Below are 18,579 nucleotides of genomic sequence, written 5' to 3'. Positions count from 1 at the left end.
CGTAACTTTGCTTTATGCGATTTAAAATTGAGTCAGAATTTAGCCCAACTGGTGATCAACCAGATGCCATAAAGCAATTAGCTAACGGCATTAATGAAAACGAAAAGTACCAAACACTTCTTGGGGTTACAGGTTCTGGTAAAACATTTACTGTAGCCAATGTTATTGAAGAAGTACAACGACCTACTTTGGTTTTAGCTCATAACAAAACCTTAGCAGCACAGTTATATTCTGAGTTTAAACAGTTCTTTCCTAATAATGCGGTTGAGTATTTTGTGTCGTATTATGATTACTATCAACCTGAAGCGTATATACCTGTTTCTGGAGTTTATATTGAAAAAGATTTATCTATAAACGAAGAAATTGAGAAGATGCGATTAAGTACCACGTCCTCCCTATTGTCTGGAAGAAGAGATGTTTTAGTTGTGGCTTCAGTATCATGTTTGTATGGTATTGGTAATCCAGTCGAATTTCAAAAAAATGTGATTACAATCGAACGTGATCAAGTCATATCAAGAACTAAACTACTGCATCAACTTGTTCAGAGTTTATATTCTCGTACCGAGGCTGATTTTAAAAATGGTAACTTCAGAATAAAAGGAGATACCGTGGATGTATTTCCAGGATATGCAAATAACGCTTTTAGAATTCACTTCTTCGGTGATGAAATTGAAGAAATTGAAGCCTTTGACGTTATGACTAACGAAGTTATAGAACGGTATGATAGATTAAACATCTATCCTGCAAACATGTTTGTAACGTCGCCAGATGTATTACAAAATGCCATTAGGGATATTCAAGATGATTTAGTAGTACAGCACGATTATTTTAAAGATATTGGCAAACACCTAGAAGCGAAACGACTTAAGGAACGGACAGAGTTTGACTTAGAGATGATACGAGAACTAGGTTACTGTTCTGGTATTGAGAACTATTCGCGTTATCTCGATGGACGCGCACCAGGCACTAGGCCTTTCTGCTTATTAGATTATTTCCCAGATGATTATTTGATGGTTGTAGACGAAAGTCATGTGACCATATCTCAGGTGCATGCTATGTATGGTGGTGATAGAAGTCGTAAAGAAAATTTGGTAGAATATGGATTTAGATTGCCTGCCGCAATGGATAATAGACCTCTAAAATTTGAAGAGTTCGAATCTTTACAAAATCAAGTGATTTACGTATCAGCAACACCAGCAGACTACGAATTACAAAAATCTGATGGTGTTTATGTTGAACAAGTTATTCGACCAACAGGACTTTTAGACCCAATTATAGAAGTTCGACCAAGTCTAAATCAGATTGATGATTTAATTGAAGAAATACAAGACCGTGTAGAAAAAGACGAGCGGACTTTAGTAACTACACTTACCAAGCGCATGGCAGAAGAACTTGTAAAATACCTAACGCGGATTGCCATTAGATGTCGCTATATTCATAGTGATGTTGACACCTTAGAGCGTGTAGAAATTATGCAAGATTTACGTAAAGGTTTATTTGATGTTTTGGTTGGAGTGAATTTACTTCGTGAGGGATTAGATTTACCAGAAGTATCTTTAGTTGCCATACTTGATGCGGATAAAGAAGGTTTCCTTCGGTCTAATAGATCTTTAACTCAAACAGTAGGTAGAGCTGCGCGTAACCTTAATGGTATGGCAATAATGTATGCTGACACTATTACTAAAAGCATGCAGAAAACTATTGACGAAACCAACTATCGAAGAGAAAAACAAATTACTTATAACACTGAAAACAATATTGTTCCTAAAGCACTAAATAAAAGTTTGGATAGTGCACTCGCCAAAAATTCTGTAAGTACATATAAGACCGAGCTTGACGCAAAAATAGCTGCAGAACCAGAGAGTGAATATCTTACAAAATCCCAACTCGAAAAGAAAATCAAAGAAAAGCGTAAGCAAATGGAACAGGCTGCAAAATCTCTAGACTTTATGGAAGCTGCAAGATTTAGAGATGAGATTACAACATATCAAGAAAAACTAGAAAAATTAAAAGTGAAATAAAAAATCCGCTTTAAAGCGGATTTTTTTAACCTAATTATACTGTACTTTAAATATATCTATTAGAAAATCTGGTGGAACTATTTTATTTGGAAAACTGTCCATCAAATCTAAAACACGGTTTATAGATTCATGACTAAGTCCCATACGTAGACCGAAATTATGAATCTTTACCAATTGTTTCGAAGAAACCTTATGATCTAAATTCATGAGTAAAACCAAACGATGAAACTGCACAATGCGTTCACTATGTGATTTTAAATGCACATAAGTCACTGGATGTTCTATTAGATAATCAAAATCTTCTTTAGATATACCTAACTGCTTGGCAATACTATACAAAAAATTATATTCTATAGACTTAAGACTGTCATCCGACTGAGCGAATGCAATCATCTCTGATAATAAGCTGAGTTTTTCTTGTCTATTCATCATGGTAACAGGCAACATTTTGTCTACTGTAAAGTTAAAGAGGTCAATTATTTTATTGTCGTTGATATCTTGTATCTTGTCGAAAAATATTTTGTACTTGGTCGGAATAATTCAACGTTTATCAATGCTAAACACTAATATATACATAAAACACAAACTGTATTTTATGTTGGTTTTTGTAATATTTTCATGTAAAAATGAAGATCAAAATACTGTTTTTCAGAATATTACAAAATTCACCATTTCATCACCTCAACTTGACACTACAAGACAAATTTGGGTATACTTACCTAAAGATTACCAAAATTCTGAAAAGCGGTATCCTGTGGTTTACATGCATGATGCGCAAAATTTATTTGATGCAGAATCATCTTATGCGGGAGAATGGAAAGTTGATGAGTATTTAGATGACATTACAAAAAATCAAAGTATAATTATCGGAATAGAGCACGGTGCCGAAAAGCGTATTGATGAATTGACACCATTTAAGCATGAAAAATATGGTGGAGGAAAAGGTGAGGCATACCTTTTGTTTATTAAAAACACCTTAAAACCACATATTGATATCACATATAGAACAAAATCTGAAGCGAAACATACCACCATTTTTGGTGCATCACTTGGTGGTTTAATTTCTTTTTATGGTGCACTAAAACATCCTGAGACGTTTGGTAAAGCAGGTGTATTTTCGTCTTCCTTCTGGATAAACCCGGAGATTTATGACATCGTATCAAATACAGAGATACCTAATTCTTCAAAATTTTATTTTCTTGTTGGTGAAAACGAAGGAGATTCTATGGTACCAGATCAACAACGGATGGTTGATCTTTTAAAAGCAAAAGGAATAACACAAATAGAAAGCCAAGTCGTGCAAGATGGAGAACATAATGAAGTGCTTTGGTCCGAAAACTTTGGTAAGGCTTATGAATGGCTTTATAAATAAATACTTATGACAAACAACGACATATTCAAAAAACTAAGAGTTGCACACAAATTACGTGACGATGATATTATTAAGATATTAGAATTGGTAGATTTCAGGGTTTCAAAAAGTGAACTCGGCGCTTTCTTTAGAAGAGAAGACCATCCTAACTACAGAGAATGTGGTGATCAAATTTTAAGAAATTTTCTTAATGGACTTATCATTCATCTTAGAGGTCCTATGCCTAAAAAGCAAAACCCAAAACATAAAAAAAGCAACAATTAACAATTGTTGCTTTTAAATTTTGTCAAGGTCGTTTAAACTACTTAGTTTTTAACATGGTAACCGGCACAGTAAAATATTTACCATTTGCCATGTCACTAGACACTTTCTTATAGTTTAGTCTGTTTTTAATGTATGCTTCAACATCCTCATTATTAGTTTCAACATATAATACAACTATTTCACCATCCTTATTTACAGCTAATTTTACAGTTGCCTTGGTATCTGCATTAAGCTGTACATACGAATCTTCTAATAATTTACTCACTGTTTGAGAAATTAATTGATTTGAAGAATTGGTCTTTTTTAAATCTTCAACTGGGTTTGTGTCTGCTGAAGCAATACTGCTAAACGTAATTGATACGATTAGTAATAACATTTTAAGAGTTCTCATAATTATTCGATTTTTAGATTGATACTTAATAGACGACTTCTATTTTCATTTGTTACAGTGCTTAACAGTCCTTAACACTGATTAATAGAACTTTAACTTTTTAACACCAAAAAAAAAAGCGCTTGATGAGAGCGCTTTTTCTTTTAATTAGTTCTTCTAAATTTAAGTAATACTTTATAAGTCTCATTTGTATTAATCACTGCATTCTTGATCTTTTCTTTATTAAGATGTCGTATTATAAAGCTTTTTAGGAAATAGCTGTCAGTTTGCACATCAGAAATAACAATTTCGTTTTTGTCATTAATTTCAAATTCAACTACAGCATTTCTGTCCATGTTTAAATCTGCCTCTGCAACACTTAATAGTTCTATAACTTCTTGACCAATGGTTTTAGTCACTTTTAAACCAGTAGGATTGTTTGCGAATGCAAAACCATTAATAGCAAATACTAATGCCAATGCCACAGTTCTTAAACTTCTACTTACGCCAACCTTATTGACGGTTTCATTTTCTTGATTTGTTTTTGAAAAATTCATAATTGTTCGATTTATTGATTGATATAATTAAGACGTCAAAAAAAATAGAATGTTACAGTTAACTAATCAAGGAACATAATCAATACATGCAATAAATGAGTAAATAAAAACAAAAAAGCCTCATCAAATGATGAGGCTTAAATATCTATTTTTTAGAAGACTATGCTAATACTTCTTGTACTTTATCAGCTGCTTCTTGGAATTCTGTTGCACTTAAAACATCTAATCCTGAATTGTCAATTAAATCTTTTGCAATATCAGCATTAGTACCTTGTAAACGTACAATGATAGGAACGTTTATTGTTCCCATGTTCTTGTAGGCATCAATAACACCTTGTGCTACTCTATCGCAACGTACTATACCACCAAAAATGTTTATTAAAATCGCTTTTACATTAGGATCTTTAAGTATAATCTTAAATGCAGCCTCTACTCTAGCAGCATCTGCTGTACCACCAACATCAAGGAAATTAGCAGGCTCACCACCAGAATGCTTAATTAAATCCATAGTTGCCATGGCTAAACCAGCACCATTAACCATACAACCAACATTACCATCTAAATCTACGTAGTTAAGACCTAATTCGCCAGCTTCAACCTCAATTGGATTTTCTTCGCGCTTGTCGCGCAATTCAGCTAAATCTTTATGTCTAAATAAAGCGTTACTATCTAAGGTTACCTTAGAATCTACTGCCATGATTTTATCATCACTTGTTTTTAATACTGGATTAATCTCAAATAATGACGCATCAGACTTTACGTATGCTGTGTATAATGCAGACACAAACTTTGTCATTTCTTTAAATGCTACACCAGATAGACCTAAGTTAAACGCCACACGACGCGCTTGAAATGGCATTAATCCTAATGCTGGATCTATTTCTTCTGTAAAAATTAAGTGTGGTGTTTCTTCTGCAACTTGCTCTATATCCATTCCACCTTCAGTAGAATACATAATCATATTTTTACCTGTACCACGATTTAATAATACAGACATATAGTATTCTTCTGGCTCATTGTCACCTGGGTAATACACATCTTCTGCAATTAACACTTGGTGTACTTTTTTACCTTCAGCAGATGTTTGAGGTGTTACCAAATTCATACCGATAATTTGCCCGGCGATTTCTTTTACTTCGTCAAGGTTTTTGGCAAGCTTAACTCCACCACCTTTTCCACGACCACCAGCGTGAACTTGAGCTTTAATAACATGCCATCCAGTTCCTGTTTCTTCAGTTAACTTTTTTGCTGCAGTTACAGCTTCATCAGCAGTTTGAGCCACAATTCCTCTTTGAATGCGTACGCCAAAGCTGCTAAGTAGTTCTTTTCCTTGATATTCGTGTAAATTCATATATGTTTAAGTTTTATGTTCTCTTACCTTTTTAGGTGGTAAAAGAATGTGAATTTTGCCTCGCAAAAATAAATAACCTTTATGGTTTAAACAATTTTTTTAAAACTGATTATTTAGACTGATTTATATTAAAAAGGAAAAATAACATTACCGTTACAAGCTATATACTTGCTTGGCAATTTCTAACTCTTCATTGGTGGGAATTACTAAGATTTTTTGTTTTGAATTAGCTTTATTGATTTCTCGTATATCGTTTGTTCTGATGCTGTTGAGTTTGTCGTCAATTTCAATACCAAAACAATCTAGGTTTTCGCAAACTAATTTTCTCATAAAAGCTGAATTCTCGCCAATACCAGCCGTGAAAACAATCGCATCTAATCCATTCATAGCTGCAATATAACTGCCGATATATTTCTTTATTCTATAAGCATTAATTTCTAAAGCCAATTGGCAATCCTGGTTACCGTTTTGTGCTTCTTGTTCTATATCTCTAAAGTCTGAATAACCTGTTAAGCCCAACATTCCACTGTTTTTCTGTAACCAATTATTCATCTGAGCTGTGGTTAGATTCAATTTATCCATGAGATAAAAAATCACAGATTGGTCTATATCACCACTTCTCGTTCCCATTACAAGTCCGTTCATTGGCCCAAATCCTAAAGAATGGTCAATGCTTACTCCATCTTTAATAGCAGTTATACTACAACCGTTTCCTAAATGAATGGTTATTAATTTTGAATTATTAAGCTTTAAGTAGTCTGTGGCTTTTTCAGACACATATTTGTGACTCGTACCATGGAAGCCATATAAACGGATGTTATATGCTTCTGACCATTCTTTAGGAATTGCGTAAGTATAAGCCACTTCTGGAATGGTTTGATGAAACGCGGTATCGAAAACTGCAACTTGTTTTGCCTCTGGAAATAAGTCCTCAGCTATATTTATCCCTATTAAATTAGATGGATTATGTAATGGTGCTAATGAAAATAACGATTCAATCTTATCCTTAACAGCGTCATCTATTTCCACCGTTTTTGAAAAATAACTCCCACCATGAACTACGCGATGTCCAACTGCATCAACTGTACTATTGGTCTCCTCTAAAGTATCCTTCAAAACATCAACCATGCTTTCTAAAGCTTGTCTATGATTATGGGCTACAATGATTTTTTCAGAATTAGATGTACTAGACTTATGGCTAATTTTTGGTTCATCCAATCCAATGCGCTCAACTTGTCCTTTACAAAGCACTTCTTGCGTAGGCATTTTGATCAGTTGATATTTTATCGAAGAGCTTCCTGAGTTTATTATAAGTATTGTCATTGCTTCAATTAATTGATTATTACAAATCTTGCGCTTGTATTGCAGTAATGATAACTGTATTAAACACGTCGTCAATAGTACAACCTCGGCTTAAATCATTCACAGGCTTATTTAATCCTTGTAACATCGGCCCAATAGCTAATGCACCTGTTTCTCGTTGTACGGCTTTATAGGTATTGTTTCCTGTATTCAAATCAGGAAATATTAAAACACTTGCTTGACCTGCAACTTCAGAATTAGGTAATTTACTTTTAGCAACGCTCATATCAACTGCAGCATCATATTGAATAGGACCTTCAATTTTAATATCTGGTCGTTTCTGCATTACAATTTCAGTAGCTTGCTTTACGATCTCAACATCTTCACCTTTGCCTGATTTACCAGATGAATACGATAGCATAGCTACTTTTGGCTCAATACCAAAATTTTGACTAGAATTAGCCGAAGAAATCGCAATTTCTGCCAGTTCCTCTGCTGTAGGATTTGGATTAATAGCACAGTCGCCAAAAACCGACACTCTATCTTCTAAACACATAAAAAATACCGAAGACACTACTGAAACACCTGGTTTAGTTTTTACAAATTGTAAAGCCGGTCTTATAGTATGTTGTGTGGTATGCACTGCACCAGAAACCATACCATCTGCATGTCCTTTATACACCATCATTGTTCCAAAATAAGACACATCTACCATCATGTCTTTTGCCATATCTAAATTAACATTTTTATGTTTACGTAATTCATAAAATGTCTGTGCATAATCATCAAAATCTGGCGATGATATCGGATCTACAATATGAGCATTGGTTAAGTCTAAATTTAATTTTGATGCTCTACGTTCAACATCCTCTTTTTTGCCCAATAGTGTAATGTCTACTACACCATTTAGTAATAATCTAGCCGCAGCCGTTAAAATACGATCGTCGTTACCTTCAGGTAGTACAATATGCTTCTTAGATTTCCTGGCTCGTTGCAATAAATTATACTGAAACATTCTTGGCGTGATACCTTCAGGTTTAAACGAGATTAAATTATCTAAAAGAGCAGCTTCTTCCACATGCTGTTTAAATATCGAAATGGACCTTTGAATCTTTTGCTTACTTTCTGCGTATATTCTAGATTTTATATTACCGATACTATTGGCTGCGCCAAACGTACCTTGCTTTACAGATATAATAGGAACACCATGACCAAAACCTTCTATTAGCTTCATTATGGTAGCTTCTGGCACTAAATCACCCGTTAAAATAATACCAGATATTTGAGGATAGTTGTCAGAAATATTAGCTTGTAATGCACCGAGAATAATATCTGCTCTATCACCTGGAGTAATAACCAAACTATTAGGTTTTATATGTTCTAAATAATTTCTTAGCTGCATGGCTCCAACACCAAAACTTCCGGTCTGATTGTCTAAAAATTCTTCACCCAAAATCACACGACCATCGAGTGCTTTTAAAATCTCTTTTAATGTGGGGTTAGATAAATTTTTAACTCTTGGAAACGCATATATCTGCGTATTTTTTGAAATCACCTTATGCAGCTCTGAAGCATAACTATCAAAATTTTCATGATCAATCATATTGGCAACTGCAGCGATAACTTCAACTTCTTTTTCTTTAAAGGTGTTTATTGCTAATTGAAGTGTTGAACTTAATGTATTTTCATCCTTATGTTCTGCACTGCTCACAATAATGGAAGGAATACCTAGATTCTTTGCTATTTCGACATTGAGATTAAACTCATTAATATTTGAGTCGTCTGTAAAATCACTACCTTCTATAACTACAAAATTGAAACGCTCTTCAAGTGCTTTATACTTTTTAATTATGGTGTCAATTATAGTGTCGGTATCATTATTTCTTAGTAGTGTTACTATTTCACTTCTTTTAAATGCATATGCCTCTTCTTGGGACATATCGAGATTAAAGTGCGTTAAAACAGTATTAATATGATTGTCTAACTTATTATCTTTTTGATCATCTATAAAAGGTCTAAAGTATCCTACTTTATCCATATTACCCAAAAGCAGATCCATTAAACCTAGGACAAATAGGGATTTACCACTATGCTTTTCTGTGGTAGAGATGTAAATTGCTTTACTCATGTTTGTTGTAACTTTTTGATGCAAATTTAACCATATTGAAGTAGCTAAATATGATAAAAATCATCGAATTAATAATTGAACTGATATGTGTATTTTTATAGTTTTGTTAATTATATAACATATTGTTTAAAATGTGCTAATTGCTGAAATTTTCATGTTTCTTTGGTATTTACCCATTTATATTTGGTGAAAAATTAAACATGTCGCAACAATTATTAAATATTGCCAAGGAATACGGAAGTCCATTGTATGTCTACGACTCTGAAAAAATAATAGCGCAGTACAATAGATTATCTAAGGCATTTAATAAAGTAAAAAGCTTACGTCTTAATTATGCTGTAAAGGCACTTTCTAATATATCTATATTAAAGGTATTTAATGCTTTAGGTTCAGGATTAGATACGGTTTCAATACAAGAAGTTCACCTTGGATTAAAAGCTGGCTTTAAACCAGAAAACATAATATTTACGCCAAATGGGGTTTCGTTAGAAGAGATTGAAAATGTTGCAAAACTTGGTGTGCAAATAAACATAGATAACCTTTCAATATTAGAACAATTTGGTACTAAACATCCAAACGATCCTGTTTGTATTCGAATTAATCCGCATGTAATGGCTGGTGGAAACACTAATATTTCCGTAGGTCATATAGATAGTAAGTTCGGCATTTCTATTCATCAAATACCATTATTGTTACGTATTGTTGAAAATACAGGAATGAATATTAATGGTATTCATATGCATACAGGTAGTGACATATTAGATATTGATGTGTTTTTATATGCTAGTGAAATACTTTTTGAAACCGCTAAAAACTTTAAAGATCTTCAATTTATTGATTTTGGCTCTGGTTTTAAAGTGCCTTATAAAACTGGTGATATTGAAACCAATATTGAAGAATTGGGTGATAAACTATCTAAGCGTTTTAATGAATTTTGTAAAGAGTACGGCAAAGAATTAACCTTAGCCTTTGAACCAGGAAAGTTTTTAGTAAGTGAAGCTGGTGTATTTTTGGCTAAAGTAAATGTTGTAAAGCAAACGACATCAACCGTATTTGCACAAATAGATTCTGGTTTTAATCACCTTATACGACCAATGTTATATGGTTCTCAACACGAAATTATCAACATCTCGAATCCAAAAGGTCGAGAACGTTTTTATTCCGTAGTCGGTTACATTTGTGAAACTGATACGTTTGCTAACAATCGCCGTATTAATGAGATCAATGAAGGTGATATCTTATGCTTCAAAAATGCTGGCGCTTACTGTTTTACCATGGCGAGTAATTACAACTCACGATATAGACCAGCGGAAGTACTCATTCACAAAGGAGAAGCACATTTGATTAGAAAAAGAGAAACTTTTGAGGACATTACAAGAAATCAAATAGAAATTGCTGTGTAAAAGAAAAGCGTTACTTCTGTAACGCTTTTCTTTTACTCATTTTCCAATTGTTCTCGATAAAAGCCAATGTTATCCTTTTCTTTTTGTGGTAATTCTGGTTCAACGATATCTATATAATTCTTCAAAGTATCATACAAAATCTTGGCTACAATATATCTAGCAGTTGCTTTATCATCTGCAGGAATATTAAACCATGGCGCATGTGACTTAGAACTACGATTTAAAACATCCTCATAACATTCTTGGTATTTATCCCAAAGCTTACGCTCCTTTAAATCGCCAGAAGAAAATTTCCATTGCTTATCTGGTCTATCTAAACGTCTTAATAATCGATTCTTTTGCTCTTCTTTAGACAGGTTTAGGAAGAACTTAAAAATGATTGTGCCGTTTTCAGCAATATGTTTTTCGAAGTTGTTGATTTCTTCAAAACGTTTGTTCCAAAAGGCTTCATCAACATCATCAACTGAATTTACATCTGGCATATTTTCATACATTAAATATTCCGGATGCACACGTGTCACCAAAACATTTTCATAATGCGTCCTGTTAAAAATACCAAACTTACCTCTAGCTGGTAGCGCAATATAGTGTCGCCATAGATAATCGTGCTTTAATTCTAATTCTGTTGGTTTTTTAAAGCTATGAGCAATAATACCTCTACGTTAAATTCCTTAAATACCTCACGTATTAAGCTGTCCTTACCAGCTGTATCCATGCCTTGAATACAAAACAATACTGAATACTTACCATGTGCATACATGGTATTTTGAATTTCAGCTAGATCTTTACTTACATCTCTAAGTGCTTTCCTTAATTCTTTTTTGTCAACACCTAAATCAACCTTTGTAGCTAAGTTTTTTATTTCTATTTGAGACTTTATCTGGAAGTCTTCTATGTTTATGTCTTTCATACTTGAATTATAATATCCTAAATATAATGAAGATTTTGTAGTTTTATCAAACGAAAACCAACCAACTCAACTTGTCTCATAAATTTACATTCTTCGCGTTTTTTACACTCATTGCTTTTAAATGTTTTTCTCAAAAGATAGACAATACATTAGCAGTTCTAGATAAAGATATCAGTAAACCAAGCATTGTGTCAACTCATCCTTATGGTATACTTTTCTCTAGATGGCAAGGTAATTTTCAGACAAAACCTTTAGGACAACATAATTTGGATATCAATTTAGAAAGTGGTAATGTTTGGTCGCCACCTGTTACAGCATATCTCCCAAATAATCCAGAGGTTAGGGAATTTGTTAGTCAGTTTGAATGGCATGCTCGAGAATTTTCCGTAGATGTCAACGAATTAGACGCTCAATCCCTAGAAGTTCAAAACGATGGTGTTATAAAAGGGTTACGCTTAAATCTAAACATTCCTATTAATTCTAAAAATGAGCTTAAGGTCGGTTTACGTTCATTTTTATTAACTGGTGGAAAATTTCCTTTTTCAATAATTACTAGTGACGATACCATAGAATACTTTCATAGTAATATTGCTGGCGGTGAAGATCCGTTTGACAGACAACTTTATCCTTTAAATCGAGGGCTAATAAGATATAAAGACAGAAATGATAATGAAATGATTATTGAAAATGGTGATTTCATTCTAAGTGGATTTGAGTTCTCATATTACAGATATCCTGAAAACTTCATAAAAGGATTTGGTTTTAATTACGGAACTCACATTGGAGTAAATACATCACAGTTTAATAAATCTGTAGATATTGGTGCTTCTGCCAACCTTATTAAAAAGTTCTTACTGAAGAATGAAAAAACTATTAATGCTGGATTAAGTTTAGGCAGCACTAAAAATAACCTCATTGAGTTTAATAGTGATAATATGGACTTTAGCAACAATGCATTCATTGGTTTTTTAGAAAGTATTGTTGAATTTAATTTTTTATCAAAAAACAAACAAACGATTCATAGTATTGGTGCAGATTTTTATCTTCAAACGAGCTTGAACAAAAAAAGTGAATTTGATTACATAATACCCACTAAGAATGGTACTTCTTTTAAATCTTGGAATTCTGGTATTTCAAACTTGTATCGCAATAATAACTATTGGACACTGATGTATTCTTTCACTAGAAAAATGACTACAACATTTTATATTCAACAAGATTTTACAGTGAGTAATAATCCTGATATACAAACTGGTGTTCGTGTATCATTCAACTTATAACTGTCTAAGCTTATTTTGAAGCAAAGGCTTTTACATCACTTTCGCTCACCTCTTTTCCACCAAGAATAATAAGACGTTCAACAACGTTTCTAAGCTCTCTAATATTACCTGTCCAATCATATTCTTGTAATAACTTAATGGCCTTGTTAGAAAAGGATTTTTTAGCGGTTCCTTGTTCTTGAGAAATTTTATTTGCAAAGTATTCCACTAATAAAGGAATGTCTTCTCTCCTATCGTTTAGTGCTGGTACTTTTATTAGAATGACAGCCAATCTGTGGTATAAATCTTCTCTAAAATTACCTTCTTCAATCTCTTTCTTTAAATCCTTATTCGTCGCTGCAACAACTCTTACATTCACCTTGATGTCCTTATCACTACCAACACGCTGTATTCTACTTTCTTGTAATGCACGTAATACTTTTGCTTGAGCAGACATACTCATGTCTCCAATTTCATCTAAGAAGATTGTTCCTCCATTTGCAGCTTCAAACTTACCAGCTCTATCTTTATTAGCGGATGTAAAAGCTCCTTTTACGTGACCAAATAATTCACTTTCTATAAGCTCACTTGGTATGGCTGCACAATTGACCTCTATCATTGGTCCTTTAGACCGCTCACTCTTTTGATGTAACCAGTGTGCTACTAACTCTTTACCGGTTCCATTTGGACCGGTGACTAAAACACGTGCATCAGTTGGAGCCACCTTGTCAATCATATCTTTGATTTGAGCGATGGCATCACTTTCACCAATCATTTCGTAGTTCTTGCTAACTTTCTTTTTAAGCATTTTATTTTCAACTACGAGCTCCTTTCTATCTAAAGCAATGCGCACTGTATTTAATAGTCTATTTAAATCTGGTGGTTTAGAGATATAATCAAAAGCACCTAAACGCATTGTATTCACCGCTGTATCTAAATCACCATGACCTGAAATCATTACTATTGGTGTCTCTGGCTTCATTTTCTTAGCAGCCTCTAAAACCTCGACACCATCCATTTTTGGCATTTTAATGTCACAAAGCACTAAGTCGTAGTCTTCCTTCTTTATTTTATCTATACCAGCTAATCCATCCTCTGCTTCATCCACTTTATAGGTATCGTTTTCTTCAGAAAGAATCTTGACTAGAACTCTTCTAATTGCTGCTTCATCTTCTATGATTAATATTTTAGACATCGTTTATATGTTTTCGTTTTTAACATGAACCACACGTTGCGGAAATGGTATCTCAATTTTTTGTTTTTCAACCTCATTATAGATAGCAAATCGTAAATCACTTTTTATCACAGGGACCTCAAATGTATTTTTTGTAAAAAAGTATAATTTAAAATCTAAACCACTATCACCAAAGTATTCAAATAAACTAAAGGGCTTTGGGTCTTTTAATACCTTGTCGTGTTTTAATGCTACTTCCTCTAATAATATTTTAAACTTATCAACATCTGTACCATACGCTACAGAAATATTTACTTCTTCTCTTACAGTTGGATTATTTTGAGTCCAATTTACAACAACATCTGTTACAAACTTATGATTAGGAATAATCAATATCTTATTATCTTGTGTGATGGCTTTAGTAGTGCGCAGATTTATTTCAAATATTTTAGCCTCAACACCTTCAATAGTAATTATATCATCCAAAAAAATTGACTTATCACTAATGACCACTATACCAGAGATGACGTCTTCAAATAAATGTTGAAGTCCAAAACCTAACCCCACAAATAGCGCTGCTGAAGCTGCAACAAGCGCTGTGATTTTTATACCACTAGCATCTAAAGTCGTAATTATTACCAATAAAAAAATGATATACTTTAAAAAGCCAAATACCGTTCTAAACCTCTGTTTATAGTCTTCAGATAATCTTTTAGTAACTATTAGTCGTATTGCTCGTAGAAAGAGATTAGTTAAAAGAAGGGTTATGACTAGTACCAATAACGTCTTCACATTAATGTGAATATCACCATTATCATAAATTGATGTGTTCAATACATCAGAAAAAAAGTCTTTAAAAGAAAATTCTTTAACCTGATTCAAGAGTATCAATATTTAATCCATTTATATAGTTCCTTATAACTTGGTTTTTTACCGTACATTAAAATACCAACTCTATAAATCTTGGCTGCAAACCAAACCGTAAACATAAATGTCCCAATGAGCATTAAAAGTGATAGCCCTTGCTGCCAAAGTGGAACACCAAAAGGAATACGCATTAACATTACGACTGGCGAAGTCAATGGTATAAATGAGAATATAGTTGATACTGTGCCATGCGGGTCCTCAATCACTGTAAACACACCTACATAAACCGCTAAAATTAGTGGCATAAGAATTGGCAACATAAACTGTTGTGTGTCCGTTTCATTATCAACTGCAGCACCGATTGCAGCATATAACGAACTATACAATAAATAACCACCAACAAAAAATAATATAAAAGCGAAAGCTAAGTTTAAAATTGGTAAGTTTCCGATAGCTAAAAAGATATTTTCTGCCATCATCTGTGCACCTTCAGCTTCTATGGCTTGATTTACTAATTCTTGCTGCGGTGTTGAAGCTTGACTTAAATCTATTCCGAGTATCACCGACACAACCGTCATAAGCACTCCACCTAAAATAAGCCAAATGACAAATTGTGTAATTCCTGCCAAAGATGTTCCTATAATTTTACCTAACATTAATTGCACAGGTTTTACAGAGGAAATTATAATCTCTATTATTCTACTCGTCTTTTCCTCTATAACGCTGCGCATTATCATATTACCGTATATAATGATAAACATGAATAATAAATAACCGGCCATACCACCAAAGGCAAGTTTAACTACGTTATCTACTTTAGAGCTTTTTTCACCTTCAAAACTGACTTGAGAAATATCAATATCTACTTCTGAAGCTTTAATCATCTCAATGCTTACACCATCTTCACGCAGTTTCATTTGTTTTAGGCGACGTTCAATCTTTCCTTCTAAATTAGAAATAACGGATAAGGATGGAGAATCTTCAGAATAGAACTTCACATTATCAACCAAAAGATCTAAAGAATCTACTTTGGCTATATGTAACAAACCATAATCTTCCTTTTCCTTAACAAGAGTCATGGCTGTTTCTAGATCGAGAGCATTAAGAATTGAATACTTTGTATTATCGGTATCTTTAAAAACTCCATCTAAATATCCTGTTTCATCTAATACAGATATTGTACGTTGTTTATCATTATTTACTTGAGATAAATATGCCACGAAAGCAATTAAGGCAATCATTATTAATGGGCTTAAAAAAGTCATAATAATAAATGACTTATTCTTTACCTTGGTAAGATATTCTCGTTTAATAATTAATGGTAAATGATTCATTCTAATTATTTTTTACAGTTTGAATAAAAATATCATTTGCACTAGGTATCACTTCTACAAAGTGGTGTACCTCAGCTTTTGATGTTAAAAATGATAACAAATCATTTGGCGAGGTGTTTTCATTAATCTTAATATTCAACTTAATATCATCATTTAAATTCTTGAAAGTAGCCGGAAGTACTTGAAACTTATCTTTTATTTCAGATACTACCGTACTACTATTTCCTGACTGCAAACCGACTTCAAAGGTATTTGTCTTGTATTGCCTTTTTATATCTGTAAGCTTGCCATCTAAAACCTTATTGGATTTATGAATTAAAGCAATATGATCACACAACTCTTCGACAGATTCCATACGATGTGTAGAGAAAATCACTGTAGCACCTTCTTCCCTGAGTTGCAAAATTTCATCTTTTATTAAATTGGCATTTATTGGGTCAAAACCTGAAAAAGGTTCATCAAAAATTAAAAGTTTTGGCTTATGCAACACGGTTACAACAAACTGAATTTTTTGCGCTTGACCTTTACTTAATTCTTGAATTTTTTTGTTCCACCAGTCACCAATTTCTAACTTATCAAACCAATATTTTAGTCTGCTTTTAGCTTCGGACTTAGACATTCCTTTCAATTGAGCAAGGTATAATGCCTGCTCACCAACTTTCATAGATTTGTAAAGACCACGTTCTTCAGGCAAGTAACCGATATCTTTAATATGCTCTGGTCTTAAGGCATGACCATCTAATTGCACAGAGCCAGAATCTGGCATAGTTATTTGATTTATGATTCTGATCAAAGTTGTTTTACCTGCACCGTTTGGGCCAAGCAATCCAAAAATACTTCCTTTCGGAACAGCGATAGATACTTCATTTAGTGCTCTAAAGTTCCCGAAGTTTTTTGACACGGAATCAGCAACTAATAAGTGGCTCATATATAATTTAGATTTAACTAGAGGTTAGATTGTAAATATATTAAATGTTAAAGATTAATAAGCATAACCTAGAAACAAAAACAAGGTTTCATAAAAAACAAAACCCACCCTTATGGTTAAATAAGGATGGGAAAAAATTGCTATGAAAAAGAAAAATTACCGCTAATAAGCATTAGCGATAATTCAAAGATAGTATTTTTTCTTAAACAGACCCTTTTTATGAAAACATATCTTTCACCTTTTCAAAAAAAGATTTGTCTGAACTCTCAGGTTTTGGCTCAAAATGTTCGTCCTCTTGCATGCTTTCAAAAAATTGTTTCTGCTTTTTACTCAATGTCTTTGGTGTCCAAACATTTACATGAACCAATAAATCACCTTTACCATAACCATTTATACTCGGTATACCTTTTCCTCGTAGTCTTAAAATCTTTCCAGATTGCACTCCAGCTTCAATCTTAATTCTAACTTTTCCGGTCACAGTATCAATTTCTTTCGAAGTCCCTAAAACAGCATCAGGTATACTTACATACATATCGTAATGTAAATTATCTCCTTCACGCTTTAAGGTTGAATGTTCTTCTTCAGTAATTACAACTAATAAATCACCAGAGATACCATTTCCTGGTGCATCATTACCTTTGCCCGTAACTTTTAGTTGCATACCATCAACAACACCAGCTGGAATTTTAACCGAAACAGTTTCTTCAGATACTTTTAATCCTTGTGCATCAGCATCAGACGGTTTTTTATCTATTATTTGACCCGAACCGCCACAAGTTTGACAAGGGGCAGATGTTTGCATACGTCCGAGGATTGTATTAGCAACTCTTGTCACTTGACCTGTTCCGTTACACGTAGTACAAGTTTTGTAAGTAGTTCCGGGTGCTTGAATTTTACGTTTTACTTTAATTTTTTTCTCTACTCCATTTGCCACTTCCTCTAAAGTAAGCTTCACGCGTATTCTAAGGTTGCTTCCTTTAACCATACGTCTGCCGCCTCCGCCGCCGAAGCCACCAAAACCACCACCAAAGGCACCTCCAAAAATGTCACCGAATTGGCTAAAGATGTCATCCATATTCATGCCACCGCCACCAAAACCGCCAGCTCCTTCAAATGCTTGGTGACCAAATTGGTCATAACGTGCTTTTTTATCAGCATCACTCAAAACTTCATAGGCTTCTGCTGCTTCTTTAAATTTTGCTTCAGCTTCTTGATCATCTGGATTCTTATCCGGATGATATTTTAAAGCCATTTTTCGGTAAGCTTTTTTTATTTCGCCTGCGCTCGCTCCTTTGCTGACACCTAAAACCTCGTAATAATCTCTTTTTGCCATACTATT

At 33.5% G+C, this 18,579-nt stretch carries 16 protein-coding genes and 1 pseudogene; 5 read left to right on the top strand and 12 right to left on the bottom strand.

The window, feature by feature from the left end; genetic code table 11:
* The first annotated feature begins 14 nt into the window (after positions 1-14).
* Complete coding sequence (gene uvrB / locus HRU50_RS01140) at positions 15-2,021, top strand: excinuclease ABC subunit UvrB (protein WP_296347280.1); 2,007 nt, start codon at positions 15-17, stop codon at positions 2,019-2,021.
* Positions 2,022-2,051: 30 nt separating this feature from the next.
* On the opposite strand, the gene HRU50_RS01135 is transcribed toward uvrB, so the two are convergent.
* The gene (locus HRU50_RS01135; protein ID WP_296347277.1) at positions 2,052-2,453 is read right to left on the bottom strand and encodes a TerB family tellurite resistance protein; all 402 of its coding nucleotides are present in this window, start codon (positions 2,451-2,453) and stop codon (positions 2,052-2,054) included.
* Between the two features lie 163 nt (positions 2,454-2,616).
* On the opposite strand from HRU50_RS01135, the gene HRU50_RS01130 reads away from it, so the two are divergent.
* Positions 2,617-3,393, top strand: coding sequence for an alpha/beta hydrolase-fold protein (locus tag HRU50_RS01130; protein ID WP_296347275.1), 777 nt, complete (start codon positions 2,617-2,619; stop codon positions 3,391-3,393).
* Between the two features lie 6 nt (positions 3,394-3,399).
* The gene (locus HRU50_RS01125) at positions 3,400-3,657 is read left to right on the top strand and encodes a DUF1456 family protein (RefSeq protein WP_296347272.1); all 258 of its coding nucleotides are present in this window, start codon (positions 3,400-3,402) and stop codon (positions 3,655-3,657) included.
* Between the two features lie 37 nt (positions 3,658-3,694).
* Here the strand turns inward: HRU50_RS01125 and HRU50_RS01120 are convergent, their stop codons facing one another.
* From HRU50_RS01120 to pta, 5 genes are all read right to left on the bottom strand, one after another.
* Positions 3,695-4,048: a hypothetical protein gene (locus HRU50_RS01120; protein WP_296347270.1), complete on the bottom strand. Its 354-nt coding sequence runs from the start codon at positions 4,046-4,048 to the stop codon at positions 3,695-3,697.
* A 143-nt stretch (positions 4,049-4,191) separates the two neighbouring features.
* Positions 4,192-4,584 (bottom strand): hypothetical protein, encoded by a 393-nt coding sequence (locus HRU50_RS01115; protein WP_296347268.1) that lies wholly within the window; start codon positions 4,582-4,584, stop codon positions 4,192-4,194.
* 160 nt (positions 4,585-4,744) lie between these two features.
* Positions 4,745-5,935 carry an ADP-forming succinate--CoA ligase subunit beta gene (gene sucC / locus HRU50_RS01110; protein WP_296347266.1) on the bottom strand — a complete coding sequence of 397 codons (1,191 nt, stop codon included), beginning with the start codon at positions 5,933-5,935 and terminating at the stop codon, positions 4,745-4,747.
* 153 nt (positions 5,936-6,088) lie between these two features.
* Positions 6,089-7,258, bottom strand: coding sequence for an acetate kinase (locus tag HRU50_RS01105; protein WP_296347264.1), 1,170 nt, complete (start codon positions 7,256-7,258; stop codon positions 6,089-6,091).
* Between the two features lie 19 nt (positions 7,259-7,277).
* Complete coding sequence (gene pta, locus HRU50_RS01100) at positions 7,278-9,365, bottom strand: phosphate acetyltransferase (protein WP_296347231.1); 2,088 nt, start codon at positions 9,363-9,365, stop codon at positions 7,278-7,280.
* Between the two features lie 200 nt (positions 9,366-9,565).
* Between pta and lysA the strand changes: the two genes are divergently transcribed.
* On the top strand, positions 9,566-10,768 hold the full coding sequence (gene lysA, locus HRU50_RS01095) for a diaminopimelate decarboxylase (protein ID WP_296347227.1): 1,203 nt from the start codon (positions 9,566-9,568) through the stop codon (positions 10,766-10,768).
* 32 nt (positions 10,769-10,800) lie between these two features.
* Here the strand turns inward: lysA and HRU50_RS01090 are convergent.
* Positions 10,801-11,678 (bottom strand): annotated as a pseudogene (locus tag HRU50_RS01090) (PPK2 family polyphosphate kinase).
* A 71-nt stretch (positions 11,679-11,749) separates the two neighbouring features.
* Here HRU50_RS01090 and HRU50_RS01085 point away from each other — a divergent pair.
* Entirely contained in the window at positions 11,750-12,958 is a 1,209-nt protein-coding gene (locus HRU50_RS01085) for a hypothetical protein (protein WP_296347225.1), read from the top strand.
* A gap of 10 nt (positions 12,959-12,968) precedes the next feature.
* Here the strand turns inward: HRU50_RS01085 and HRU50_RS01080 are convergent, their stop codons facing one another.
* The 5 genes from HRU50_RS01080 to dnaJ form a co-directional block, all read right to left on the bottom strand.
* A complete protein-coding gene (locus HRU50_RS01080) occupies positions 12,969-14,132 on the bottom strand; it encodes a sigma-54 dependent transcriptional regulator (protein ID WP_296347223.1) in 1,164 nt (387 codons plus the stop codon).
* A gap of 3 nt (positions 14,133-14,135) precedes the next feature.
* Complete coding sequence (locus HRU50_RS01075) at positions 14,136-14,993, bottom strand: mechanosensitive ion channel domain-containing protein (protein WP_296347221.1); 858 nt, start codon at positions 14,991-14,993, stop codon at positions 14,136-14,138.
* Positions 14,994-14,998: 5 nt separating this feature from the next.
* On the bottom strand, positions 14,999-16,312 hold the full coding sequence (locus HRU50_RS01070; RefSeq protein ID WP_296347219.1) for an ABC transporter permease: 1,314 nt from the start codon (positions 16,310-16,312) through the stop codon (positions 14,999-15,001).
* 1 nt (position 16,313) lies between these two features.
* Positions 16,314-17,240, bottom strand: coding sequence for an ABC transporter ATP-binding protein (locus HRU50_RS01065; protein WP_296347216.1), 927 nt, complete (start codon positions 17,238-17,240; stop codon positions 16,314-16,316).
* A 217-nt stretch (positions 17,241-17,457) separates the two neighbouring features.
* Complete coding sequence (gene dnaJ, locus HRU50_RS01060) at positions 17,458-18,573, bottom strand: molecular chaperone DnaJ (RefSeq protein WP_296347213.1); 1,116 nt, start codon at positions 18,571-18,573, stop codon at positions 17,458-17,460.
* Positions 18,574-18,579: the final 6 nt, after the last annotated feature.

Source organism: Winogradskyella sp. (assembly GCF_013213835.1).
Classification (GTDB): Bacteria; Bacteroidota; Bacteroidia; order Flavobacteriales; family Flavobacteriaceae; genus Winogradskyella.
The sequence above is the reverse complement of the archived record's forward strand: the minus strand, read 5'-3'. Positions and strand labels throughout refer to the sequence as shown.